At 39.2% G+C, this 24,810-nt stretch carries 19 protein-coding genes; 10 read left to right on the top strand and 9 right to left on the bottom strand.

Annotation, left to right across the window (positions count from 1 at the left end; translation table 11 throughout):
- Window positions 1-113: 113 nt before the first annotated feature.
- A complete protein-coding gene (gene macA / locus GWI59_RS11210; RefSeq protein WP_072062823.1) occupies window positions 114-1,223 on the top strand; it encodes a macrolide transporter subunit MacA in 1,110 nt (369 codons plus the stop codon).
- The gene (gene macB, locus GWI59_RS11215; RefSeq protein WP_109847518.1) at window positions 1,223-3,169 is read left to right on the top strand and encodes a macrolide ABC transporter ATP-binding protein/permease MacB; all 1,947 of its coding nucleotides are present in this window, start codon (window positions 1,223-1,225) and stop codon (window positions 3,167-3,169) included. The genes macA and macB overlap by 1 nt, the downstream gene beginning before the upstream one ends.
- Window positions 3,170-3,309: 140 nt before the next feature.
- On the opposite strand, the gene cspD is transcribed toward macB, so the two are convergent.
- Complete coding sequence (gene cspD, locus GWI59_RS11220; protein WP_006537462.1) at window positions 3,310-3,519, bottom strand: cold shock domain-containing protein CspD; 210 nt, start codon at window positions 3,517-3,519, stop codon at window positions 3,310-3,312.
- Window positions 3,520-3,807: 288 nt separating this feature from the next.
- On the opposite strand from cspD, the gene clpS reads away from it, so the two are divergent.
- Window positions 3,808-4,122, top strand: coding sequence for an ATP-dependent Clp protease adapter ClpS (gene clpS, locus GWI59_RS11225; RefSeq protein ID WP_072062819.1), 315 nt, complete (start codon window positions 3,808-3,810; stop codon window positions 4,120-4,122).
- A gap of 30 nt (window positions 4,123-4,152) precedes the next feature.
- Window positions 4,153-6,444 (top strand): ATP-dependent Clp protease ATP-binding subunit ClpA, encoded by a 2,292-nt coding sequence (gene clpA, locus GWI59_RS11230; RefSeq protein ID WP_161671401.1) that lies wholly within the window; start codon window positions 4,153-4,155, stop codon window positions 6,442-6,444.
- A gap of 122 nt (window positions 6,445-6,566) precedes the next feature.
- Here the strand turns inward: clpA and infA are convergent, their stop codons facing one another.
- The 5 genes from infA to trxB form a co-directional block, all read right to left on the bottom strand.
- Window positions 6,567-6,785 (bottom strand): translation initiation factor IF-1, encoded by a 219-nt coding sequence (gene infA, locus GWI59_RS11235; protein ID WP_004244560.1) that lies wholly within the window; start codon window positions 6,783-6,785, stop codon window positions 6,567-6,569.
- A 340-nt stretch (window positions 6,786-7,125) separates the two neighbouring features.
- Complete coding sequence (aat, locus tag GWI59_RS11240; RefSeq protein WP_072062817.1) at window positions 7,126-7,818, bottom strand: leucyl/phenylalanyl-tRNA--protein transferase; 693 nt, start codon at window positions 7,816-7,818, stop codon at window positions 7,126-7,128.
- Between the two features lies 1 nt (window position 7,819).
- Window positions 7,820-9,571, bottom strand: coding sequence for a heme ABC transporter ATP-binding protein/permease CydC (cydC, locus tag GWI59_RS11245; RefSeq protein WP_006537455.1), 1,752 nt, complete (start codon window positions 9,569-9,571; stop codon window positions 7,820-7,822).
- 3 nt (window positions 9,572-9,574) lie between these two features.
- Window positions 9,575-11,344: a heme ABC transporter permease/ATP-binding protein CydD gene (gene cydD, locus GWI59_RS11250; RefSeq protein WP_109400823.1), complete on the bottom strand. Its 1,770-nt coding sequence runs from the start codon at window positions 11,342-11,344 to the stop codon at window positions 9,575-9,577.
- A 140-nt stretch (window positions 11,345-11,484) separates the two neighbouring features.
- The gene (gene trxB, locus GWI59_RS11255; protein WP_072062814.1) at window positions 11,485-12,444 is read right to left on the bottom strand and encodes a thioredoxin-disulfide reductase; all 960 of its coding nucleotides are present in this window, start codon (window positions 12,442-12,444) and stop codon (window positions 11,485-11,487) included.
- A 545-nt stretch (window positions 12,445-12,989) separates the two neighbouring features.
- Between trxB and lrp the strand changes: the two genes are divergently transcribed.
- The 5 genes from lrp (at window position 12,990) to serS (ending at window position 20,762) form a co-directional block, all read left to right on the top strand.
- On the top strand, window positions 12,990-13,484 hold the full coding sequence (gene lrp / locus GWI59_RS11260; RefSeq protein ID WP_004244566.1) for a leucine-responsive transcriptional regulator Lrp: 495 nt from the start codon (window positions 12,990-12,992) through the stop codon (window positions 13,482-13,484).
- A 132-nt stretch (window positions 13,485-13,616) separates the two neighbouring features.
- Entirely contained in the window at window positions 13,617-17,276 is a 3,660-nt protein-coding gene (locus tag GWI59_RS11265) for a DNA translocase FtsK 4TM domain-containing protein (RefSeq protein WP_161724660.1), read from the top strand.
- Window positions 17,277-17,388: 112 nt separating this feature from the next.
- Window positions 17,389-17,997, top strand: a complete 609-nt coding sequence (gene lolA, locus GWI59_RS11270; RefSeq protein ID WP_006537448.1) for an outer membrane lipoprotein chaperone LolA — start codon at window positions 17,389-17,391, stop codon at window positions 17,995-17,997.
- A gap of 7 nt (window positions 17,998-18,004) precedes the next feature.
- Window positions 18,005-19,354, top strand: coding sequence for a replication-associated recombination protein A (locus GWI59_RS11275; RefSeq protein WP_109847573.1), 1,350 nt, complete (start codon window positions 18,005-18,007; stop codon window positions 19,352-19,354).
- 118 nt (window positions 19,355-19,472) lie between these two features.
- Window positions 19,473-20,762 (top strand): serine--tRNA ligase, encoded by a 1,290-nt coding sequence (serS, locus tag GWI59_RS11280; protein WP_072062811.1) that lies wholly within the window; start codon window positions 19,473-19,475, stop codon window positions 20,760-20,762.
- Window positions 20,763-20,865: 103 nt separating this feature from the next.
- Here serS and GWI59_RS11285 read toward each other — a convergent pair whose 3' ends face one another.
- The gene (locus GWI59_RS11285; RefSeq protein WP_109847525.1) at window positions 20,866-21,198 is read right to left on the bottom strand and encodes a hypothetical protein; all 333 of its coding nucleotides are present in this window, start codon (window positions 21,196-21,198) and stop codon (window positions 20,866-20,868) included.
- Window positions 21,199-21,583: 385 nt separating this feature from the next.
- Between GWI59_RS11285 and allD the strand changes: the two genes are divergently transcribed.
- Window positions 21,584-22,633 (top strand): ureidoglycolate dehydrogenase, encoded by a 1,050-nt coding sequence (gene allD / locus GWI59_RS11290; protein WP_006537442.1) that lies wholly within the window; start codon window positions 21,584-21,586, stop codon window positions 22,631-22,633.
- An 83-nt stretch (window positions 22,634-22,716) separates the two neighbouring features.
- Here the strand turns inward: allD and GWI59_RS11295 are convergent, their stop codons facing one another.
- Together GWI59_RS11295 and pflA are read right to left on the bottom strand one after the other, a co-directional pair.
- Entirely contained in the window at window positions 22,717-23,604 is an 888-nt protein-coding gene (locus GWI59_RS11295) for a BPSS1780 family membrane protein (protein WP_161724664.1), read from the bottom strand.
- Between the two features lie 372 nt (window positions 23,605-23,976).
- Window positions 23,977-24,717 (bottom strand): pyruvate formate lyase 1-activating protein, encoded by a 741-nt coding sequence (gene pflA / locus GWI59_RS11300; RefSeq protein ID WP_161724667.1) that lies wholly within the window; start codon window positions 24,715-24,717, stop codon window positions 23,977-23,979.
- Between the last annotated feature and the right edge of the window lie 93 nt (window positions 24,718-24,810).

Below are 24,810 nucleotides of genomic sequence, written 5' to 3' on the forward strand. Positions count from 1 at the left end.
CAGTAAGATAAATTCACGAGATCTACACTTATTTTATTTAGCTATGAGAATAAAAGCTCATAGCTAAAGCGTTGTGTTATTTATTAGATCTTTATGTTTAAAAAGGAAAAAACATGGCTTTTTTATCTTTAAAAAAGCGAGGGAGAATACTCACCCTTATTTTAATTTTTGCAGCAATTGCGACATACTTTTTTTGGCCTAAAGAGAAGGCACCGATATATCAAACGCAACAGATCACACGAGGTGATTTGTCAAAAGAAGTGACCGCAACAGGGAAGCTTGATGCTGTGCGTAAAGTTGATGTGGGTGCGCAAGTCAGTGGTCAATTACAAACTTTGTTTGTGAAAGAAGGCGATGCGGTTAAAAAGGGGGACTTGTTAGCGATTATTGATCCTAAGAAAGCGCAAAATGACGTCACTGAATCGCAGGAAACCAACAATGAGCTTAGAGCAAACCTTCAGCAGGCACAGGCCGAATTACGTTTAGCGCAACTTACATATCAACGTCAATTAAAGCTGATTGGTACTCATGCTATTGCGCAAGATGAACTTGATCGCACTAAAACCGATGTTGAAGTAAAAAAAGCACGTATCATCACTTATCAAGCACAAATTAAAAAGAACCAAGCTACGTTAGATACAGCAAAAACGAATCTGCAATATACACGTATCACTGCGCCTATGGATGGCATAGTGACGTTTATTAAAACGCTTGAAGGCCAAACCGTCATTGCCGCACAAGAGGCCCCAACGATTTTAACCTTAGCCGATTTAGATACGATGCTGGTAAAAGCGGAAGTTTCTGAAGCGGATGTTATCTATTTAAAACCCGATCTTAGTGCCTCTTTTACAGTGTTAGGTGCACCAGATAAAGCCTTCAGTGGTAAGTTGAAAGATATTTTGCCGACCCCTGAAAAAATTAATGATGCTATTTTCTACTATGCTCGTTTTGAAGTACCTAATGAACAGCATTTATTACGGCTGCAAATGACTGCTCAAGTTAAAATTCTTATCGAAAATAAGAAAAATGTGCTTCTCGTTCCGCTTTCTGTGTTAGGTGATAATGTAGGCATTAATGAATATTATGTTGATGTATTGGTTAATGGTCAGCCAGAAAAACGCACAGTAAAAATAGGTATGCGTACTGATGTTTATGCCGAAGTTCTCAGCGGATTAAAAGAAAACGATGAGGTTATTCTGGGTGAAACTTCAGGAGAAGCATAATGCCGGCATTATTAGAACTCAATGAGGTTAGTCGCATATATAACAATGGTGAAGAAGAAACCGTTGTTCTCAATAAAATCTCATTAACGATTAATGCTGGCGAAATGGTGGCGATTATTGGCGCTTCTGGTTCCGGTAAATCAACTTTAATGAATATTTTAGGCTGTTTAGATAAACCCAATAGCGGTGAATATAAAGTTGCTGGCCAAAGTGTTGCGAAAATGGATGGCGATCAACTTGCTGCATTACGTCGTGAACATTTTGGTTTTATCTTCCAGCGCTATCATTTAATGTCTCATTTAAGTGCAGAACAGAATGTTGAAATTCCAGCCATCTATGCAGATAAAAATGCCACTCAACGTAAAGAAAGAGCACGTGAATTATTAACTCGTTTAGGATTAGGTGAGCGTATTGATTATCGACCTAATCAACTTTCTGGTGGCCAGCAACAACGTGTAAGTATTGCGAGAGCGTTGATGAATGGTGGCGAGGTCATTCTTGCTGATGAGCCTACTGGTGCATTAGACAGTCATTCTGGTAAAGAAGTAATGGCTATTTTGAAGCAATTAAATGAACAAGGGCATACAGTTATTATCGTAACGCATGATCCTTTAATTGCGGCACAAGCTGAAAGAATTATAGAAATAAAAGATGGTGAAATCATTAATGATAACTGCCATCAAATAACAGTAAATAAAGTTAAAAAAGAGACAACAGCTGTTTTACCATCTCCTTATTTCGGGCAAATATTCGGGCGTTTTACACAAGCATTAGATATGGCCTGGCGTGCCATGGTTGTGAATAAAGTACGCACTTTGCTAACGATGCTCGGCATTATTATTGGCATAGCCTCTGTCGTCACGATTATTGTCATTGGTGATGCAGCTAAAAGCATGGTGCTGGCTGATATAAAAGCGATTGGTTCTAATACGATTGATATCTATCCCGGGAAAGATTTCGGGAGCGACTCACCAGAAGATAGGCAATCATTAACGCTACAAGATGTTTTTGCTTTAAAACAGCAATCTTATGTGCAAGCGGTTACACCACAAGTGCAATTTAGTACGCGATTACGTCGTGGAAACCAAGATTCGCCAGCATCTGTTGCGGGAGTTAGTGATGATTATTTCACTGTGTATGCGATGACGTTTTCACAAGGTCGCTCATTTACACCTGATATGATCCAGCGACAAGCCCAAGTTGTTGTTATTGATGAAAATACCCGTCAGCGATTCTTTCCTCATAAAAAAGAGGTTATTGGTGAGCAAATCATTATTCGTAATATTCCCTCTACGATTGTTGGTGTCATTGCTGAGAAAAAATCGGCTTTTGGCAATGGACAGTCATTACGTGTTTGGGTGCCTTACAGTACTCTAAATAGTCGCATTTTGAATCGAAGTTATCTTGATAGTATTACAGTAAGGGCAATTGAAGGTTATGATGCCAGCGTTGCAGAACAACAAATTCTCCGTTTATTAACGATTAGGCATGGTAAAAAAGATATTTTCACTTATAACCTTGATAGTTTTATTAAGGCTGCTGAAAGTACCACTCAAACAATGCAACTGTTTCTCACTTTAGTGGCTGTTATTTCATTGGTCGTGGGGGGGATTGGTGTAATGAATATTATGCTGGTTTCAGTGACTGAAAGAACGCGAGAAATTGGTATTAGAATGGCGGTTGGTGCCAGAGCTAGTGATGTGATGCAACAATTCCTTATAGAATCTGTATTGGTTTGTCTAGTAGGCGGATTACTGGGAATAGGCCTGTCATTTGGTATTGCCATGATTGCAAGTGCTATGTTGCCTGATTGGCATTTTGTCTTTCAGCCCATTGCATTAGTGAGTGCTTTTATTTGTTCGACTGCTATTGGAATTATTTTTGGATTTTTACCTGCAAGAAATGCAGCAAAAATGAATCCAATAGATGCCCTCGCGAGAGAATAATTCAAACCATAAGATAAAAGCCCTTAAAATATAAAGGGCTTTTATTTGAATGAATTAGGTATTCTGTTTAACTAAAAATACCCAACTATTATGAGTAAAAGGTATTTTTTATTGGGTTTATCTATACTGTAAATTATCTTCTATTCGACAATAGGAATGATAAGGTCAGCATGGTCACCTTTAGGCCCTTTTATCGTGCTATAATTAACTTTCTGCCCCGCTTTAAGTGTGCGGTAGCCTTCCATTCTAATTGTTGAATAGTGGGCAAAAATATCCTCGCCACCTTTTTCAGGGGTAATGAAACCAAAGCCCTTAGCGTTATTGAACCACTTTACTGTACCTGTCTCCATACTTAGCTTCTCTCATATACTTGTATTTATTTGTTTAACATCACTTTCAGTATATTTACTGAGCTGTTCATAAAACATACTCTATTTTATTGTTTCAGTCGTCAAGAGGTGGAAGGGATAGAAAGTGTTTCGATAAGGCGAAATTTTGATGTAGCTAACGCTTTGTAATTTTTTGAATGCAAAAAGAAGGAATAAAAAAGCGTTGATAGGCAGACTTTCCTGTGAGATGGTAAACTAAATGTCATAATTGAAAATGACGTTTAACAAAACTATGAGTAATGCAAAACAATGGGTCAGTTTGATTTTTTAACAGAAACCACGTTAGGGGAAGATGTTCATCAGAAAAATGAGCCACCATCCATGTATAAGGTGATCTTGAATAATGATGATTACACCCCCATGGATTTTGTTGTAGAAGTGCTTACGATGTATTTTTTCCTTAGCGAGGAAAAAGCAACGCAAATTATGTTGGACGTTCATCATAAAGGGAAAGGAGTTTGTGGGGTTTATAGTGCGGATATTGCCGAAACAAAAGTGGCTCAAGTTAATCTGTATGCGAGAGAAAATGAATACCCACTTTTGTGCACTCTTGAACAGGCATGATCCGGTTAGTTTTTTAAGGAGGAGGTGCTTATGCTTAATCACGAATTAGAGCTGAGTCTTAATGTTGCATTCGCGAAAGCCCGTGATAACAGACACGAATTTATGACTGTAGAGCACCTGTTGTTGGCGCTATTAAGTAATAAATCGGCACGCGAAGCATTGGAAGCTTGTAAAGTCGATCTGTCAGTCTTACGCGAAGAACTTGAAGTTTTTATTCGTAAAACAACCCCTATTTTGCCTGAAAATGTAGACAGAGAAACACAGCCAACGCTGAGTTTTCAGCGTGTATTACAGCGTGCTGTTTTTCATGTTCAATCATCAGGTAAAAATGAAGTCTCTGGTGCTAATGTGCTGGTGGCTATTTTTAGTGAACAAGAATCTCACGCAGCTTACTTATTACGTAAACATGACGTTAGTCGCCTTGATGTCGTGAATTTTATTTCTCATGGTATTGCAAAAGAAGATCAACAAAACGAAGATCTTTCTGACATGAATGATATGAACGCACAATCTCAGCAAGAGATGCCTCAAGGTGACGATCATATGGATAATTTTACCACTAACCTTAATCAGTTAGCGCGCCAAGGTAAAATAGATCCTCTGATTGGGCGTCAAGCTGAATTAGAACGAACTATTCAAGTATTATGTCGTCGTCGAAAAAATAACCCGCTATTAGTGGGCGAATCAGGCGTCGGTAAAACGGCAATTGCAGAAGGGCTTGCATGGCGTATTGAGCAAGATGATGTTCCTGACGTTATGAAGGGCTACACTATTTACTCACTAGATATTGGTTCGCTATTAGCGGGAACCAAATATCGTGGTGATTTCGAAAAACGCTTTAAAGCGTTACTGAAAACCCTCGAAAAAGATGAAAAAAGCATCTTATTTATTGATGAGATCCACACCATTATTGGTGCAGGAGCAGCATCGGGGGGACAAGTTGATGCGGCAAACTTAATTAAGCCATTGTTATCTGGTGGTCGGATTCGCGTTATAGGTTCTACGACTTATCAAGAATTTAGTAATATTTTTGAAAAAGACAGAGCGCTTGCGCGTCGTTTCCAAAAAATTGATGTCACTGAGCCATCTCCAGATGAGACGGTTTTGATCATTAAAGGATTGCGCCAGAAATACGAAGCGCACCATGAAGTCCGTTATACTAATAAAGCGATTCAGGCAGCAGTGGACTTATCGGTTAAATATATCACTGATAGGCATCTACCAGATAAAGCCATTGACGTTATTGATGAAGCGGGTGCGAAAACACGTTTAATTGCGCCAAGTAAACGCAAAAAAACGATCAATGTTTCTGATATTGAATCAGTCGTTGCTAAAATTGCACGTATTCCTGAAAAAACAGTTTCTAGTAGTGATAAATCAATACTGAAAAATCTTGATAACCAATTAAAAATGTTGGTATTCGGTCAAGATCCTGCAATTCATGCATTAACTGAAGCCATTAAAATGAGTCGAGCAGGCTTAGGTCAAGATAACAAACCAGTAGGTTCATTCTTATTTGCTGGCCCAACTGGGGTAGGTAAAACAGAAGTTACTGTACAATTAGCGAAAGCGTTGAATGTAAAACTACTACGCTTTGATATGTCAGAATATATGGAAAGACATACGGTAAGTCGTTTAATTGGTGCGCCTCCTGGTTATGTTGGTTTTGATCAAGGTGGATTATTAACAGACGCCGTTATTAAAAATCCATATTCCGTTGTGTTACTTGATGAAATTGAAAAAGCACATCCTGATGTATTCAATATCCTGTTACAAGTCATGGATAACGGTACATTAACGGATAACAATGGTCGTAAAGCCGATTTTCGTAATGTCATTTTAGTGATGACAACCAATGCCGGTGTGCGTGAAACGCAACGTAAATCGATTGGGTTTACAGAGCAAGATAACAGCACTGATGCGATGGTCGAAATCAAAAAAGCGTTCTCACCAGAGTTTCGTAACCGTTTAGATAGTATTATTTGGTTTAATGCATTATCACCAGAAATTATCTCTATGGTAGTGGATAAATTTATTGTCGAGCTACAAGTGCAGCTAGATGATAAGGGGGTATCGCTAGAAGTTAGTCAAGAAGCTCGTCAATGGTTGTGCGATAAAGGCTATGATAAAGCGATGGGCGCAAGGCCAATGGCGCGAGTTATTCAAGACAACTTGAAAAAACCATTAGCTAATGAGATTTTATTTGGTTCTCTTGTCAATGGTGGTTCAGTTTCTGTGACATTAGATAAGTTGGCAGGCAAATTGAATTATGAGTTTGTTAGCCAAGAGAAACTGGCCAAGAATGAAGACACCGTTATCTAACGATAGCGGTTAATCTTACTAAGCTATAAAAACATACACCACAGGTGAGCATCAATAAATGCCTTGCCTGTGGTGTTTTTTTCACCCGTTATATGACAATAGCGGGAGAGAACAGATTGGGATCAACGGCTACGGAAGATGATACGGCCTTTGCTCAGGTCATATGGGGTCAGCTCAACGGTAACCTTGTCGCCTGTCAGGATACGAATATAGTTTTTACGCATTTTTCCTGAGATATGAGCGGTAACGACGTGTCCGTTTTCTAATTCTACGCGGAACATCGTGTTTGGCAGAGTATCCAGTACAGTGCCTTGCATTTCAATGTTGTCTTCTTTGGCCATCTAATCCTCTAAGTTTTAATAACCATATTTTTTAAACGGCAAGATAATGCCGAAAATATTGTCCTATGTAAAGGAATGTTATTGGATAGCAATGGTGTTCACCTTGCTATTGCACTTAACATCCTTACCGCAACTTGCGTTTTACTTTGTGAAATAAAAAGTAATAACAGAAGTCGTAATTCTTTGTTTTGTGGTATTTGTAGCAATAAAATAGCAACACCCTAACCACATAATGGGTGTGCAAGATAAAATTTTTGTATAAACCTTTTTGCATAAATAACAGAATGATCTTCTCGATTCTGTCTTAAATTAAGAAGGGCTTTACAAAAACAAGCAGTGATTATAATTCCAACGATTGCTGATACCAACACTTTTTATCAATAATCACTTTTTTCCAGCGCGATAATGCATCTAAATAATGGTCACGCGAGATCTCACTGGCGCCTAACGAGGCAGTATGAGAGTTTAGCACCTGACAATCAAATAGTTGACCCCCATAACGAAGAAAATGGTTATAAAAAGCAATAAAGGCACATTTAGAAGCATTATCTCTGCGACTAAACATCGATTCACCACAAAAAACCGCACCGATATTGACTCCGTATAATCCACCTACGAGTTTATCACCTTCCCATACTTCAACAGAATGTGCTTCACCTTGATGATACAACGCTTCATAACCTTCTTTAATATCAGGACCTATCCATGTACCTTCATCACGAATAGAACAGGCCTCTATCACTGAAGCAAAGGCATGATTTAGCGTTATTCTATACGGATGATGACGAATAAATTTACGTAAACTGCGCCCAATATGCAAATCACCTGCTGGTAAAACAGCCCTGGGATCAGGTGACCACCATAATGGCTCTTCGTAGGGAAAATACCAAGGGAAGATCCCTGATTGATATGCAACACGTAATCGAGAAGGGGAGATTTCTCCCCCTATCGCTAATAATCCATTAGGCTCTTTTAATGCTAAATGAGGCTCTGGAAAATCCAAATCACTATCATCTAATTGAAACAACGGCATATTATGCCTCGTGAGTCGGAGTTAATAGTGCTTGTCTTTGATGAAATTTAGCATAATGCCCCTGTTGCTGTAACAACGAAGCATGGGTGCCTGTTTCAACGATTTTTCCGCCATCCATAACGCAGATTTTATCCATTTTATCTAAACCGTGAAGTCTGTGAGTGATCATTAATACGGCTTTACCTTGGCAATGCTGATGCAAGAGTGCGAGGATCTGCTGTTCTGTATCGGCATCAAGGCCTTCTGTTGGCTCATCAAGCAATACAAGAGGTGCATTGTGGAGTAGCGCTCTTGCAAGTCCTAAACGCCGCTGTTCGCCGCCAGAAAGCTGTCTACCGCCATCACCCATCCATGCGTTTAAGCCTTCATCATTTTCAAGTAGTTGCCCAAGACCAACTTGCTGAAGAACATCTTTAAGCTCTTCATCTGTTGCCTGTTCTTTTGCCATCAATAGATTTTCTCTTAATGTGTGACTAAAGACATGAACGCGTTGAGGGACAACTGACATCATTGAACGTAATGTCGCTTCATCATACTCAGCAATAGGTAAGTTATTTAAGCTGATAGTACCGTGAGTCGGATCAAAAGCGCGGTTGATTAATTGCAATAGTGTTGATTTACCACAACCTGTTTTTCCTAACAGTGCAATGTGTTGTCCTGCTTCAATCGTTAAATCAACGTGATTGATAACTTGCATTGGTTGGGTGGGATAAGTAAAGCAAATATTGTGCATTTTCAGTGTAGCGCGATCGTCTGTTTCTCCCCCTTTTTCAGGAAAAGTGACATCAGGTTTTTGCTCAATTAAATGAGAAATACGTGTTGCTGACGTCATTACTTGTCCTAAATGCTGGAAAGCGACAGTAACAGGGGCTAAAGATTCAAATGCTGCTAATGCGCAGAATGTAAATAAGGCAATTAACGCTTCTGGCATAAAATTATTGTCGATACCCCCTGCCGCCAACCATAGAATTAATGTTGCTGTTAGGCCTGATGCAAGGATCATTAGTGCTTGTGATAAGCCAGTTAAGTTTGCCTGTTGTGCTTGTCTACGTAGCCATTTGGCTTCAAGTTGTGCCAAATTTTGTCTAAAACGAGGTAATGCGCCAAAAACAGTTAATTCAGCTTGTCCTTGCAACATGCTAGTTAATACTGTGCGATATTGGCCTCGTAAATCGGTGAGATCACGTCCAATTGGTTTACCTGCATAATAGAATATGAAAGGCAAAACAATCAGCAAGGTAAGCATAATACCACCTAGCGTATTGGCTAGGCGTGCATCGATAAACCCAAGACCAAACATAATTGTCATAATGACGACAAAAGCGGCAATAATAGGGGAAATAACGCGAATATAAAGGTGATCTAGCGTTTCAACATCAGCAACTAAGCGGTTAAGTAACTCACCTTGACGAAAACGTGCAATTCCACCTGGTGAAAGAGGGAGGATCTTTTTAAAGGTGAATACACGCAGGTGTGACAATACGCGAAACGTTGCATCATGGCTAACAAGTCTTTCAAAATAACGGCCCGCTGTACGAAAAATTGCAGCACCTCGCACACCTGCGGCGGGTAGCATATAGTTAAAACTATAAATCCCTGCAAAGCCCGCAAGAGATGTTCCTGCTAAAAACCAACCTGACAGTGTTAAAAGACCAATGCTCGCCAGTAAAGTTAAGATAGCAAGAACAATACCTAGCAATAACATAAACCAGTGGCGACGATAGAGTGCGAGAAAAGGAAGCAATACTTTCATAAATTAAAGTTCCTCTTTACGATGAGCAAGAAGACGAGCAAAAGTGCCATTCTGTTGGCTTAATGATGCATAAGTGCCCGTTTCAATAATTTGACCTTTTTCCATCACCCAAATTTGGTCGTAATCCAAAGTCTCTTCGAGTAGATGAGTAATAAGCAAGGTTGTTTGATTTAATGAGGCGTTATTAAGCGCATACATCACGCGTTGTTCACTATGAGAATCAAGGCTTGCTGCTGGTTCATCTAATAACAAAAATTGACAAGGTGACAACAAAGCACGAGCAACAGCAATACGCTGAGCTTGGCCAACGGAAAGGCGAGCAGCACTATCACCAATAATCGTATTTAAGCCGTCGGGTAACTCATCAATAAAATCGCTGACATACGCTTTTTCAATAGCAATATTGATTTGTTCATCGCTGGCATTAGGATTGCTTAAGCGAATATTATCTAGCAAGGTTTGTTCTGGTAAATTTGGATTTTGTCCCACCCAACTTAAACATTGACGCCATGCTTCAGGCGAGAGTTGCGTCAATTCAACACCATTTACTTTTAATGAGCCACGATAAGGTAAAAAACCGAGTAGCGCATTTAATAACGAACTTTTGCCCGCACCACTTAGACCCACAATCGCAATTCGTTGATTAGGGTTAATGGTAAAGTTTAATGGTCCCGCAAGTTTGACTCCTTGATGAGATAGAATTTCTAGATCATGAGCTATTATCTCAATACTTTCTGTTGTATTGATTCGCTCATTGCCTGTGAATTGTGGTTTTTCACCGTCGGTCTCTAAAAACTCAACCAGAGACTCTGCTGCACCTACTGCTTGTGCTTTTGCATGATAATAAGTGCCTAAATCTCGTAAAGGTTGAAAAAATTCAGGAGCAAGGATCAGCGCTAAGAAACCTGAAAAGAGGGTAACACCCAAACCATAACTACCAAAATTAAGTTCACCCAAGTAAGAAAACCCGAAATAAACAGCAACCACAGCAATAGAAACAGCAGTAAAAAATTCCAATACGCCAGAAGAAAGGAACGCCATTCTTAGCACTTCCATCGTGCGTTTACGGAAGTCTTCTGTTGCTTCTGTAATTTGTTTTACTTCGGCATTACCACGGTTAAATAACCGCAAGGTATCTAACCCTCTTAATCTATCGAGGAAGTTACCACTTAAGCGGCCTAATGCGAGAAAGTTTCTACGGTTAGCATCTGCCGCACCTAATCCAACTAATGCCATAAATAGTGGGATCAGTGGTGCGGTAAAAAAGAGAATTAATCCGGCAACCCAGTTAACTGGGAAGAGGGTGATAAGGATAAGAATAGGTACAATCGTTGCGAGATACATCTGTGGAAGATAACGTGCATAGTAATCTTGCATATCTTCTATTTGCTCTAGAATAATTGTAGCCCAGCTCCCCGCGGGTTTACCTTTAACCCAAACGGGACCAAGTTCTTCAAGTCGATCAAGAACGATTTTACGAATTTGTTGCCTGACCGCCATACCACAGCGATAACCTACACGCTCTCGTATCGCCATAATGATGGCACGTAAGATAAAAATGCCAATAAGAGTGAGAAAGGTAGGTATATGCGTATCACGGCTCAGACTGTCCATGATAAACGCTTGAAGTAAAACAGCTAATAACCATGCTTGGGCAATAATTAATAAACCGCTTACAACACCTAGGATCATTGATAGCCGTAGCCATCGACGGGCTGGAGCACTTTGCTGTTTCAGCCATCGAACCAATTCATTTTGTTTAGTTTTATCCATAAGAAAAGATTCAAATCTGCAGGTGAGATACAAAGTATCAGAAAGGCCAAAGTAAGTAGTTATACGCTTTGGCAACCAGGCTAGTATGTTACATGGTAAAAGGCGCTACTGAAATAGCGCCTTGAAAGGAAGTGATGATTTTAGTTGGATTTTTGTGCGTCTAAGTAACGTTCTGCATCTAAAGCAGCCATACAGCCTGTGCCTGCAGAGGTAATTGCTTGACGATAAATGTGATCCATTACGTCACCTGCTGCGAACACCCCTTCAATAGAGGTTTGTGTTGCATTACCTTGAGTACCTGATTGTACTTTGATGTAACCATTGTCTAATTCTAATTGACCATCAAAAATAGCAGTATTAGGGCTATGTCCAATAGCGATAAAGACACCCATAACATCTAATTCTTCGGTTTTATCGCTCTTAGTATCTTTTAAGCGAACTTTCGTTACACCCATTTCATCGCCAAGAACTTCGTCTAAGGTACGATCAGTATGCAAAATAATATTGCCATTGTTTACTTTGTCCATTAGACGGTTAATTAAGATTTTTTCAGAACGGAAAGAGTCACGGCGATGGATCAGATGAACTTCAGATGCAATATTAGCTAAATACAGAGCTTCTTCTACTGCGGTGTTACCGCCACCAACAACAGCGACTTTCTGGTTACGATAGAAAAATCCGTCACAGGTTGCACAAGCAGAAACGCCTCGGCCTTTAAATGATTCTTCTGAAGGTAAACCGATATAACGTGCAGAAGCACCTGTTGCGATAATTAATGCATCACAAGTGTATTCTTGTTCATCACCAAATAGGCGAAATGGACGGTTTTTCAGATCGACTTTATTAATATGGTCAGAGATAATCTCTGTATTAAATTTTTCGGCGTGCTGAAACATGCGGTCCATTAATCCAGGACCTGTTAGCCCTTCTGGGTCACCGGGCCAGTTTTCGACTTCTGTTGTCGTTGTCAGTTGGCCACCTTTTTCAACACCCGTAATCAGTACTGGTTCTAAGTTTGCTCTTGCAGCATAAACGGCGGCGGTATAACCCGCAGGGCCAGAACCTAAAATAATAAGTTTGCTATGTTTGATGGTGCTCATGTATACCTCATCTCTGATTAGGCGTGATGCGAATTGAGGGATTGTAGGAGAAATAAGACGTTAAAAAAAGCTAATGACGAGAAATAGACATAATATTTTAGCTATTTTAGCAATAGTTAATACTAATATAGTTTAATAATTATAGAGTTATATTACGCTAACATCATCGAATTAACATGAAACATTTTGCTTTACAATTGATGTTTATCTTGCGTATATAGAGAATAAACATAGCGCCTTGTTCTGATTTTTACTCATTTACTTTGACAATCCGCTGTACATTTGCGAAAACATGATTGTTAAAGACAATTATCCTCGGATGTTATACGTATTATTTTTTAGACAGACAGGGTATGGGATAGTTACTTTGTGATATTTGCTAATGAGTATTTGGATAAAATAGAATTTTTATCTGGCATTAAAAGAAAATAGATTGGTAGTTTGCTCTGACCGTTTGATACCGAAGTTTCGACATTGATGCTGAAGGTGTACAGGTATGGGTATAGGAAAATAAAGTAAGAGAAAAAGAGAAAGAGAGTATAGAGATGATTGATAATAAAAAACGTCCGGGTAAAGATCTTGATAGAATAGACCGGAATATTCTAAATGAGCTTCAAAAAGATGGACGTATTTCAAACGTTGAGTTATCTAAACGTGTAGGTTTATCACCAACACCTTGTTTAGAGCGTGTACGCCGTTTAGAGCGCCAAGGATTTATTTCTGGTTATACAGCACTGTTAAACCCACATTACTTAGATGCATCATTACTGGTATTCGTGGAAATCACATTAAACCGTGGTGCACCAGATGTTTTCGAACAATTCAATATGGCCGTTCAAAAACTTGAAGAAATCCAAGAATGCCATTTAGTTTCTGGTGATTTTGACTATCTGTTGAAAACTCGTGTACCTGATATGTCCGCTTATCGTAAATTACTCGGTGAAACTCTGTTACGTCTTCCTGGTGTTAATGACACACGTACATACGTGGTTATGGAAGAAGTGAAACAAAGTAACCGCCTTGTAATTAAAACTCGTTAAGCCAACTTAATAGGTTGGTGCAAAGCAGGAAAAAGTTAGGTACACTCCTGTTTATGCATACAGTTTCAACGCTGGGGTATCTCAGCGTTGTTCCGTTTTAATTCACCCTAAGTTAAACCTGGAGAGTTCTCTTTGAGCCAGGAATATACAGAAGATAAAAATATTCGTTTAACAAAGATAAGCAACCGTCGCCGTATTTGGGAGGCAATTCTCATTCTTATCGGCATTGGCGCTGTCTTTTTAATGGTTTCATTACTTAGCTTCCATCCCTCTGATCCTAGTTGGTCACAAACCACTTGGAATGAGCCTATTCAAAATTTAGGCGGTAGTATTGGAGCATGGTTAGCTGATATTCTGTTTTCCGCATTTGGTTTACTGGCCTATGCAATTCCTGTCGTTGTGGTTTTTGGGTGCTGGAATTCTCTGCGCTACCAAAAAAACCGTGAATACACCGACTTCTTTTCTCTTGCACTTCGCACGATTGGTGCTTTGGCTCTGATCTCTACCTCTTGTGCATTGGCTGATCTTAATTTTGATGATATCTATAATTTCAGCTCTGGTGGTGTTATTGGAAGTTTGTTTAGCAAAGCCCTATTACCATGGTTTAATGTTTTAGGTGCGACTCTTGCACTGTTATCAGTTTGGGCTATTGGTTTCACACTATTTACTGGCTGGTCTTGGTTAACAATCACAGAAAAAATAGGTGCTGTTATTTTGGGATGTATTGGTTTTATTACCAATAGAGGCCAAAATGAAGCTGATTACGAGGATGAAGAAGAGGAAAATGATACTCAGGATGTTGTTACAGAAATAACTGAAAATTCAAATCAAAAAGAAAATCAGCAATCTGAATTAGCAACAGAAGAGAGTGATGATATTTTATTTTCTGCACCTTCAGCACTTGAACTAGCTCGTCAGCAAGAGATAGATACATTACAATCTGAAGCAACAAAACAAGACGATGATTTGCCATCTTTCTCTGCAACAAACGACGCAGATGAACATGTGCAAACATTGACGCAAACTGAGCCGGTTGTGTCTGTAACGGTTTCACAACCCACTTATACAGAGGAAGAACCAGAACATTACCGTTTTGATATTCCAGAAGCCTTCTTGAAAAAAGAAGCTCAATCAAAAGTCAATGCTCCTCAATATGCTGCTGAGCCAATCCCTGGAGAAAACACATCTTCTGTGGAGCCGTTTGAAAATGAATCTATGGCACAGCCATCGTCTGCATCAACAGAGAATTTTATGCCGGCGGGCAGCGTTGAACCAACATTTTCGCTAGCACCTGATACAGACGCTTTAACGCAAGCTGCTACGGTGGCGACAAGTGCTTTTGTGAGTCATGGTTCTCAAGTTAAACAAGGATTAGGTCCTGAATTACCACGCCCAAATCCAGTACGATTACCAACACGTCGAGAGCTTTATGGTATTCATATTCCTTCTCAACGTGAAGCAGAGCTACGCCGCCGTGAAGAAGCTGTTCAATCAGAGCCTGAAGATGAATTAGCTGATATCCAAGAGCAAGCGAATTTTGAACAGCAATTACGCCAACAATTTCTTGAACAGCAACGTGAACGCTATGGCGACGAAGCTGATGAGGTTATTGAGCAATCTGCCTCTCATTATGAGCCGAATATTGAGACGCCGCTTTCTTCCTTTAATCATCAACAAGATAATAATCGAGACGAACCTACTGTTACTGCAAATACATTCTCTTCAGCAGAAGATAATAGCAATGATCTCGACGAGAATGAGCTTTATGAACAGCAACAACTAGCAGCACAATTTAAGCAACAATTGCAGGATCGTTATGGTGATGATGTTTCGTTAGATGATGAAGAAGATGATGGTTTACCTCAAATATCAACACCAGCACCTTCATTGCAAGCAACAACGGGTTATCAACCTCATATTCAACATTCATTTGCTTCACAATCAGCGCAACCGACGCAAACTATTGAGAAAAAAGTTGAATACCCAACCAGCAATGCATTTCTACAAATTTCGCCTCGTGATGAAGAAGAGGAAGAGTACAGTCCTAAAATTGAGCTAGAAAAAGAGCTCACAGCATTAGAGGCATTCTCGCCAATTGATGACTTATTGGATGAAGAGCCGATAGAGCCAGTATTTACACCGATTGTTTCAGAACCGGTTACGCCACAAGCTGCACCTCAAACTGCATCGCAATCACGTATTGAGCCACAGTCTAATATGGCTCAGCAACAGCAACAGCAACAGCAACAAGAATCATTAATTCATCCATTCTTGATGCGTAATGACATACCGTTACAAAAACCAACCACGCCAATGCCTTCTTTGGATCTGTTAACAACACCGCCGGTAGAAGAAGAACCTGTTGATATGTTTGAGCTTGAGCGTATTGGTAAACTTATTGAAGCGCGACTTAATGATTATCGTGTTAAAGCCAAAGTGGTTGGTATTTCACCTGGGCCTGTTATCACACGATTTGAACTTGAACTGGCGCCGGGTGTAAAAGCTGCGCGTATATCAAATTTATCACGTGACTTAGCACGTTCATTGTCCGCCATTGCGGTACGTATTGTTGAAGTTATTCCAGGAAAACCGTATGTAGGATTGGAATTACCTAACAAAAAACGTCAAACCGTATATATGCGTGAATTATTAGATAGTAATGCATTCCGTGATAGCCGTTCTCCATTGACTGTTGTTTTAGGTAAAGATATTGGCGGTCAACCAGTTGTTGCCAATCTGGCTAAAATGCCTCACTTACTTGTTGCTGGTACAACAGGTTCAGGTAAATCTGTCGGTGTGAATGCGATGATCATCAGCATTCTCTATAAAGCGAAACCAGAAGATGTTCGCTTTATTATGATTGACCCTAAAATGCTTGAGCTTTCGGTTTATGAAGGGATCCCGCATCTTCTGACAGAAGTCGTTACCGATATGAAAGATGCCGCAAGCGCTCTGCGTTGGAGTGTGGCTGAAATGGAACGTCGTTATAAACTCATGTCAGCATTAGGTGTGCGTAATCTCGCAGGTTATAACGAAAAAATTAAAGAAGCCGAAGCAATGGCGCGTCCTATTCCTGATCCATTCTGGAAACCAACAGACAGTATGGCAACAGAAATGCCAACGTTGGAAAAAGAACCTTATATCGTGGTTGTGGTCGATGAATTCGCTGATTTAATGATGACTGCGGGTAAGAAAGTGGAAGAGCTGATTGCTCGCTTAGCACAGAAAGCGCGTGCTGCGGGTATTCACCTTGTACTTGCTACACAAAGACCTTCTGTTGATATTATTACAGGTTTAATTAAAGCCAATATTCCGAGCCGTATCGCCTTTACTGTATCGAGTAAAATCGACTCTCGAACTATCTTAGACCAAGGTGGCGCAGAATCATTACTAGGAATGGGTGATATGCTTTACGCACCCAATGGTTTTGTTCCTGAACGTGTTCACGGTGCTTTTGTTAGTGATGATGAAGTACATGCTGTGGCAACTGACTGGAAAGCACGGGGTCGACCTCAATATATTGAAGCCATCACCAAATGTAGTGAAGATGGTGAAGGTAATAGTGGCGGTGGATATGATGATGGTGAAGAGCTTGATCCGTTATTTGACCAAGCGGTAGAATTTGTTGTTGAAAAACAACGGGTTTCTATTTCTGGTGTACAACGTCAATTTAGAATTGGCTACAACCGTGCAGCAAGAATTGTGGAGCAAATGGAGATGCAAGGTATTGTCAGTACGCCAAATCACAATAATACACGTGATGTACTTTCACCACCGCCTTCTGATATGTAATATCTTGAAAACTCAGTTATCAGCTAATGAGATAGCATGATAATCTGCACAATATCATTAAAATTTATACGCCGACATTATGTCGGCGTAATCTCATGCCGAGGCTTGTAAAATGAAAAAAGTATTATTTGCAGTGTGTGCGATAACATTAATCAGTAGTCAAGCCGCTTGGGCTGATGCACGTCAAGACCTGCAACAACGATTAAATAAAGTAAATAGTTTTCAAGCTAACTTTAGCCAAACTGTCACTAGCAATGAAGGTACCCTTATTCAAAAAGGGGAAGGAAATTTAAAAGTACAACGCCCTGATTTGTTTAATTGGCAAATGACTGCGCCGGATGAAAGCACACTGATTTCTGATGGCAAAACATTATGGTTTTATAATCCCTTTGTGGAGCAAGTTACTGCAACTTGGCTTGAAAGTGCCACAACCAATACTCCGTTTATGTTGATCGCGCGTAACGACAGTAAAGAATGGCAAAATTATGAAGTTAAACAAACGGGTGACCGTTTTGAGCTAACGCCAAAAGTAGAAAATAACTTAAAACATTTTACGATCACCGTGTTACCTAATGGGCAAATCCAGCAATTTGCTGCCACAGAACAAGATGGTCAGGTGAGTAATTATCAATTAACAGCTCAAACGGCTGCGCCAATCGATGCATCAGCATTTCGCTTTACACCTCCTGCTGGTGTGACTGTGGATGACCAACGTCAGTGAGGACATTTTGAGTAATTTATCACTCGATTTTTCACGCAATGAGTTCCAACCTTTAGCCGCAAGAATGCGACCTGAAACGCTGGAGCAATATATCGGACAAACTCATTTACTTGCTGAAGGTAAACCATTACCTCGAGCGATTAAAGCGGGTCAATTGCATTCCATGATCTTATGGGGGCCTCCTGGTACGGGTAAAACCACACTTGCTGAGATCATTGGCCGCTATGCGCAAGCTGATATAGAACGATTATCTGCGGTAACATCGGGTATTAAAGAAATTAGAGAGTCTATTGAAATTGCGCGCCAAAACCGCAATGCAGGGCGTAGAACTATCCTGTTTGTTGATGAAGTCCATCGTTTTAATAAGAGTCAACAAGATGCTTTTTTACCTCATATTGAAGATGGCACAATCACTTTTATTGGCGCAACAACAGAAAATCCCTCTTTTGAACTCAACTCAGCCTTGCTCTCTAGGGCGAGAGTTTATCTATTACGCTCATTGACTGAAGCTGATATTGAGTTAGTACTTCAACAAGCATTAGATGATACTGAACGTGGTTTAGGTGGGCGCAATATCATTTTACCTAATGACACTCGTAAAATGATTGCACAATTGGTTAATGGTGATGCACGTCGTTCATTAAATTTGCTTGAAATGATGGCGGATATTGCTGAAGTTGATAATCAAGGAAAACGAGTATTAACACCCGCATTACTGACAGAAATCAGTGGTGAACGAAGTGCTCGTTTTGATAATAAAGGTGATCGTTTTTACGATCTTATTTCGGCATTACATAAATCAGTCAGGGGGTCCGCACCTGATGCGGCTCTTTACTGGTATGCAAGGATCATAACAGCAGGTGGCGATCCGCTTTATGTTGCTCGTCGCTTATTGGCGATTGCATCAGAAGATGTAGGAAACGCCGATCCTCGTGCTATGCAAGTGGCAATTGCTGCATGGGATTGTTTTACTCGTGTTGGTCCTGCAGAAGGTGAGCGTGCTATTGCTCAAGCAATTGTATATCTGGCTTGTGCACCAAAAAGTAATGCGGTTTATACCGCATTTAAAGCCGCTATTGCCGATGCCAAAAGTAAACCTGATTATGATGTGCCTGAGCATTTGCGTAATGCACCAACAAAATTAATGAAAGAAATGGGGCTTGGTGCTGAATATCGTTATGCGCATGATGAGCCTAATGCTTATGCAGCCGGAGAGGTTTATTTCCCTAAAGAAATGGCAAATACACAATACTATTACCCCGTAAAAAGAGGGTTAGAGATCAAGGTTGGAGAGAAATTAGACTGGCTTTCTCAGCAAGATCAAAATAGTGTTACAAAACGCTATCGCAAAATGTAAAGATGCGGTAAGGTTATTAAATTATCATTAATTTCTTAACTATGCCTTGTCTCAGATATCTTTTTTATAAGATAGGAGAGAAGGTTTTTATTAATCTATCAATAAGCACAGGATAAGCATGCTCGATCCAAATCTACTGCGTAATGAGCTAGACGCGGTCGCCGAAAAACTGGCTCGCAGGGGGTTCACCCTCGATGTGGAAAAAATTCGTCAACAAGAAGAACGCCGTAAGGTGTTACAGGTTGAAACTGAATCCCTGCAAGCAGAACGTAATTCTCGATCGAAGTCCATTGGTGCGGCAAAAGCGCGTGGTGAAGATATTGAGCCACTTCGTCAGGAAGTTAACCTGTTAGGTGAAAAACTTGAAGTTGCAAAAGCTGAACTTGAAGTGCTGCAAGCTGAAATTCGTGATTATGCTTTAACTATCCCGAATATGCCTGATGACTCTGTGCCAAATGGTAAAGATGACAGCGAAAACGTAGAAGTTTCTCGTTGGGGCACACCAAAGACTTATGATTTTGAATTAAAAGATCATGTGACTTTAGGTGAGTTGACTGATGGTTTAGATTTCGCGTCTGCGGTGAAAATTACGGGTTCACGTTTTGTTGTGATGAAAGGTCAAATTGCACGTTTACATCGTGCTATCACACAATTTATGCTGAATCTGCATACCGAAGAGCACGGCTACCAAGAAATGTATGTTCCTTACTTGGTTAACCACGCAACTCTGTACGGTACAGGTCAGTTACCTAAATTTAGTGAAGACTTATTCCACACTAAACCGTTAGAAGAAGAAGCAGAAAGCCAATACGCGCTTATTCCAACAGCAGAAGTACCTGTTACCAACATGGTAAGAGATGTTATTCTCGAAGAAGACGATTTACCATTGAAAATGACGGCTCATACACCATGCTTCCGTTCAGAAGCAGGCTCTTATGGTCGTGATACTCGTGGTCTTATTCGTATGCACCAATTTGATAAAGTTGAGCTGGTTCAAATTGCTCATCCTGAAAAATCAATGGAAGCATTAGAAGAGCTAACAGGCCATGCTGAAAAAGTGTTGCAATTACTGAATCTACCATATCGTAAAGTTGTGCTTTGCACTGGTGATATCGGTTTTGGTTCACGTAAAACTTACGACTTAGAAGTTTGGGTTCCTGCTCAAAATACATACCGTGAAATCTCTTCATGCTCAAATATGTGGGATTTCCAAGCACGTCGTATGCAAGCTCGTTTCCGCTCTAAAGGCGATAAGAAAACACAACTTGTTCATACCTTAAATGGCTCTGGCTTAGCAGTCGGTCGTACTTTAGTGGCAATTATGGAAAATTATCAAATGGCTGATGGCCGTATTGAAATTCCAGAAGTGTTGCGCCCATACATGAACGGTTTAGAGTATATCGGTTAATTATTATCTAATTAATCAAGTAGTAATAATTTAACCCTCTGTTTCGGCAGGGGGTTTTTTGTCTAAATAACTTAAAGGTGATAGAGATAAAATTGTTTAATTATTAATGAGATTTAGATAAAAACGGTAATAGGTCAAAAAATATTTCTATTTTTCTTTCATTTGTCATATTTACAAAGTCATCCATTGCTATTTCTATATAATCAATTGTTTTATTGTGAATAGTAAATTTATACATTAAATGTCCACTCCAACTGCGGTGAACGTAGATACAGTTTCCTATACTATAAGAAAGCCATTTATCTTCCATACATGTAGGTTGCCAACCGTTTAATATGTTTCTTTCCGCATCTTCAGTTAGAGAATAATTAATATGATGAATTAATGGTGTTTTCTCAAAATATTTTAAATTTTTTAATATTTCTTTATTTAACATGTTTACTCCCAATTTTATAATTATTGCCATAGATTACAGAAAGAAATATAAATGTTCAAAATAAATGTATAAAGCCTAAAGGCTTTAATATAAAAATGAAGCATAATATTTTGCAAAAATAAAAAAGATTATTACTCATAATTTACTATTAAAAAAACTTAATATAATTTAAATATAGTTATAGAGCATAGAATTAATAGATGATTATAAAAATTATTTTACTAAATAAAATGAGATTAAATAAAAATATAATGCAATCAGCTATTGGTTAAACCGATCACGGCAGATCCTATTTATGCTGTTAAATTAGACCTATCGCTTGAATTTACCTCTGTTATTTTATGATATTCCTATTTAATTAGAACCCTACAAAAGAGTATATTCTATGATAGTTTCTAAACAGCAGTTACATCAACTAATAAAAAATAAATTACACCAAGCAGGATTGAGCGAGCCTCATGCTAATACAGTGGCTGATGTTTTAGTCCATGCTGATGCCAAAGGTATTCATTCTCATGGTGCTGTACGTGTAGAGTATTATGCAGAGCGGATCAATAAAGGCGGCACAAATACAGCCCCAGATTTTACTTATACCGAGACAGGGCCATGTAGCGCTATATTTGATGGTGATAATGGTGCTGGGCATGTTGCAGCGAAAGAAGCCATGGAACGCGCAATTAAAATGGCACAGGAGAAGGGGGTTGCCGTTGTTGGTGTAAGACGAATTGGTCATAGTGGAGCGCTGTCTTACTTTGTTGAACAAGCATCACAAGCAGGTCTGATTGGTATTTCGCTATGTCAATCAGACCCAATGGTTGTTCCTTTTGGTGGTGCTGAAGTGTATTACGGCACTAACCCTATCGCTTTTTCAGCTCCCGGAGTAGGCGATAAACATATTACATTTGATATGGCAACAACCGTACAGGCGTGGGGAAAAGTGCTTGATGCACGTTCTCGTCATGCCGAGATCCCTGATACTTGGGCTGTCGATGAAAATGGTAAACCTACGACTGATCCTTTTGCTGTAAAAGGGTTATTGCCTATTGCGGGGCCTAAAGGCTATGGCTTAATGATGATGGTAGACGTGTTGTCTGGTATCTTGCTTGGGCTTCCTTTTGGTAAACATGTCAGTTCGATGTATCACGATTTAACACAAGGGCGAGAATTAGGGCAATTACATATTGTTATTAATCCGGCTTTCTTCACTGATATCACATTATTTAGAGAACATATTTCACAGGTTATGGGGGAGTTAAATGCTATTAAGCCCGCACCGAATGTAGATAAAGTCCTTTATCCTGGTGAAAATAGTCAAATAGAAGAACAGAGGAGTGAAAATGAAGGTATTGAAATTGTCGATGAAATTTATGACTATTTAATATCTGATGTACTTTATAACAAATCGTATAATAATAAAGATCCGTTTGCAGGATAATAAGATTTATTTTAAATAATAAAAAGCAGTAGATGAGATTGCTTCAGTCTACTGCTGTTTTATTTAGGCTGTTAACGCTAAGATTAGCTCACTAATTTTCCAATATTGGATTCAGCGGTTTTATTTAGAGAAATTGTACCATTTCCATTGATACCACCGTTATTTCCTTGATTTCCTACATTATGGTGATAAAAAATATCACGATAGGAGCCATACATTGCAGTGTAAGAGAGGGGAATAGTAATTAATAATCCTAAACCAAATGGAATAACACTAATAGCAATAATAAAGAACAGTAAAATAAAGAAGAAGAAACCACCAGATAAGTTTGTTTTTACTGCTGCAAGGCTCGCTTTAACCGCAGGGAATGCTTTATATCCATTGACTAATACAAGCGCAGGAACAAACCAATAGGCTGCAGTACTTAACGCGCCAAAAATAGCGATAATAACAAAAAACAATATAAATCCAGATGAGTTATCCACCATCATTTCAGCAATGATTTCTTCAGGATAATCGCTATTGATAGCATATAAAATATCCATCATTGCGGCACTGCTAACGATAAATGCAAGAATAAAGCCCACAAGTAAAATTAGGAAACTAATACCATATGCACCCATCAAGCTAAGGTAACGCTTGTTATAAAAACCAAAAAATAAAGTATCAACATCAATACGTTGAGTCTCATATTGTTGATGAGCAATTGCCACGACACCTGCGGCTAATACAGTAGTAACAAAAGGCGAAACGATTGGACCAATTAGCGGAATAAATCCAAGAATGGTTGATATAATAAGGCTAACAATAAAGTAGATAATAATAACGCCTATCCACATCCAAAAATGTTCTTTTATTAAATCCCATCCGAGTCCTAACCAGCGAACACCGCCTGAGGCACCCCTCGCTTGAGGAATAGATGTAAATATCTCTTGTGACTCTGTTAGCGATGAATTATTGTCTTGTTCCATTTCCTGTACCTTAATCCCAATGTTTTTGTTTATAAATATAAGCCATCTATAATATCTTTTTGTTTTGTTATTAATCAACTGTATTAAAGCTAATATAGGTTAAGGATAATCTTATAAGGATATATTTAGATATATCGATAAGTATATTTCATTCTTAATAATAAAAACCAAATAAAAACGAGGTCAGAATTCTTAATTCTATGAAAAGTATACTATTTCTTAATAATCACTTTTAAGATTAGGCGATGTAAAATGAAAGGCATGAAGAAAAATGAAAAACAGGCTTTTTAGTATCAATATGACTTTACGTTATAAACAAAAAAAGCAGCGCTTAAAAACGCTGCCTCTTAAATTAATATTAAATTGAATAGCTTAATAGATAACTTTATGACCGTAAGATTCAAGAATTGATTTTACATTTTCCATCATCTCTTTTGACGGTGGATGAATACCATCTAGTTTGTATTCTTCGCCTAAAGCTACCCATTTATGTTTGCCGAGCTCGTGGTAAGGAAGAAGTTCTACTTTTTCGATATTTTTCATATCTTTAATAAATTCGCCTAACCGATGAGCAGAATCATCATCGTCAGACCAACCCGGAACAACTACATAACGAACCCATGTTTTTTGGCCTCGTTTTGCTAAATAACGAGCAAATTCAAGTGTGCGTTGATTTGATACGCCCACTAATTTTTGGTGAATTTCATCATTGACTTGTTTTAGGTCGAGCATCACCAAGTCAGTGGCATCCATTAATTCATCAATAACGGGATCATAACGACGAACAAAGCCGTTAGTATCTAAGCAAGTATGGATATTTTCTTTTTGACATGCGCGGAACCAATCGCGCACAAACTCTGCTTGCAAAATCGCTTCGCCACCAGAAGCAGTAACACCGCCGCCAGAAGCATTCATAAAATGACGGTAGGTAACTGCCTCTTTCATTAGTTCATCAACTGTGACGATTTGCCCACCATGAGTATCCCATGTGTCACGGTTGTGACAATAGAGGCATCTCATTAAGCATCCTTGAAAGAAAACAATGAAACGTATTCCGGGACCGTCAACAGTACCGCAGGATTCAAATGAGTGGATACGACCAAGTACGGACATAACAGGGTTACTCCAAAACTGTCTAGATAAAAAGGCCCCAAAGTAGGGGCCTTTATTCTAAGCGATTTTATTTACTTTCTCAGTAAATAAATG

Source organism: Proteus sp. G2673 (genome assembly GCF_009915125.1).
Lineage (GTDB): Bacteria > Pseudomonadota > Gammaproteobacteria > Enterobacterales > Enterobacteriaceae > Proteus > Proteus penneri.

Bases quoted from the DNA above. Each gene is read 5' to 3' on its own strand.
- macA (WP_072062823.1), top strand. From the start codon at position 114: ATGGCTTTTTTATCTTTAAAAAAGCGAGGGAGAATACTCACCCTTATT.
- macB (WP_109847518.1), top strand. From the start codon at position 1,223: ATGCCGGCATTATTAGAACTCAATGAGGTTAGTCGCATATATAACAAT.
- cspD (WP_006537462.1), bottom strand. From the start codon at position 3,519: ATGGAGACAGGTACAGTAAAGTGGTTCAATAACGCTAAGGGCTTTGGT.
- clpS (WP_072062819.1), top strand. From the start codon at position 3,808: ATGGGTCAGTTTGATTTTTTAACAGAAACCACGTTAGGGGAAGATGTT.
- clpA (WP_161671401.1), top strand. From the start codon at position 4,153: ATGCTTAATCACGAATTAGAGCTGAGTCTTAATGTTGCATTCGCGAAA.
- infA (WP_004244560.1), bottom strand. From the start codon at position 6,785: ATGGCCAAAGAAGACAACATTGAAATGCAAGGCACTGTACTGGATACT.
- aat (WP_072062817.1), bottom strand. From the start codon at position 7,818: ATGCCGTTGTTTCAATTAGATGATAGTGATTTGGATTTTCCAGAGCCT.
- cydC (WP_006537455.1), bottom strand. From the start codon at position 9,571: ATGAAAGTATTGCTTCCTTTTCTCGCACTCTATCGTCGCCACTGGTTT.
- cydD (WP_109400823.1), bottom strand. From the start codon at position 11,344: ATGGATAAAACTAAACAAAATGAATTGGTTCGATGGCTGAAACAGCAA.
- trxB (WP_072062814.1), bottom strand. From the start codon at position 12,444: ATGAGCACCATCAAACATAGCAAACTTATTATTTTAGGTTCTGGCCCT.
- lrp (WP_004244566.1), top strand. From the start codon at position 12,990: ATGATTGATAATAAAAAACGTCCGGGTAAAGATCTTGATAGAATAGAC.
- lolA (WP_006537448.1), top strand. From the start codon at position 17,389: ATGAAAAAAGTATTATTTGCAGTGTGTGCGATAACATTAATCAGTAGT.
- serS (WP_072062811.1), top strand. From the start codon at position 19,473: ATGCTCGATCCAAATCTACTGCGTAATGAGCTAGACGCGGTCGCCGAA.
- GWI59_RS11285 (WP_109847525.1), bottom strand. From the start codon at position 21,198: ATGTTAAATAAAGAAATATTAAAAAATTTAAAATATTTTGAGAAAACA.
- allD (WP_006537442.1), top strand. From the start codon at position 21,584: ATGATAGTTTCTAAACAGCAGTTACATCAACTAATAAAAAATAAATTA.
- GWI59_RS11295 (WP_161724664.1), bottom strand. From the start codon at position 23,604: ATGGAACAAGACAATAATTCATCGCTAACAGAGTCACAAGAGATATTT.
- pflA (WP_161724667.1), bottom strand. From the start codon at position 24,717: ATGTCCGTACTTGGTCGTATCCACTCATTTGAATCCTGCGGTACTGTT.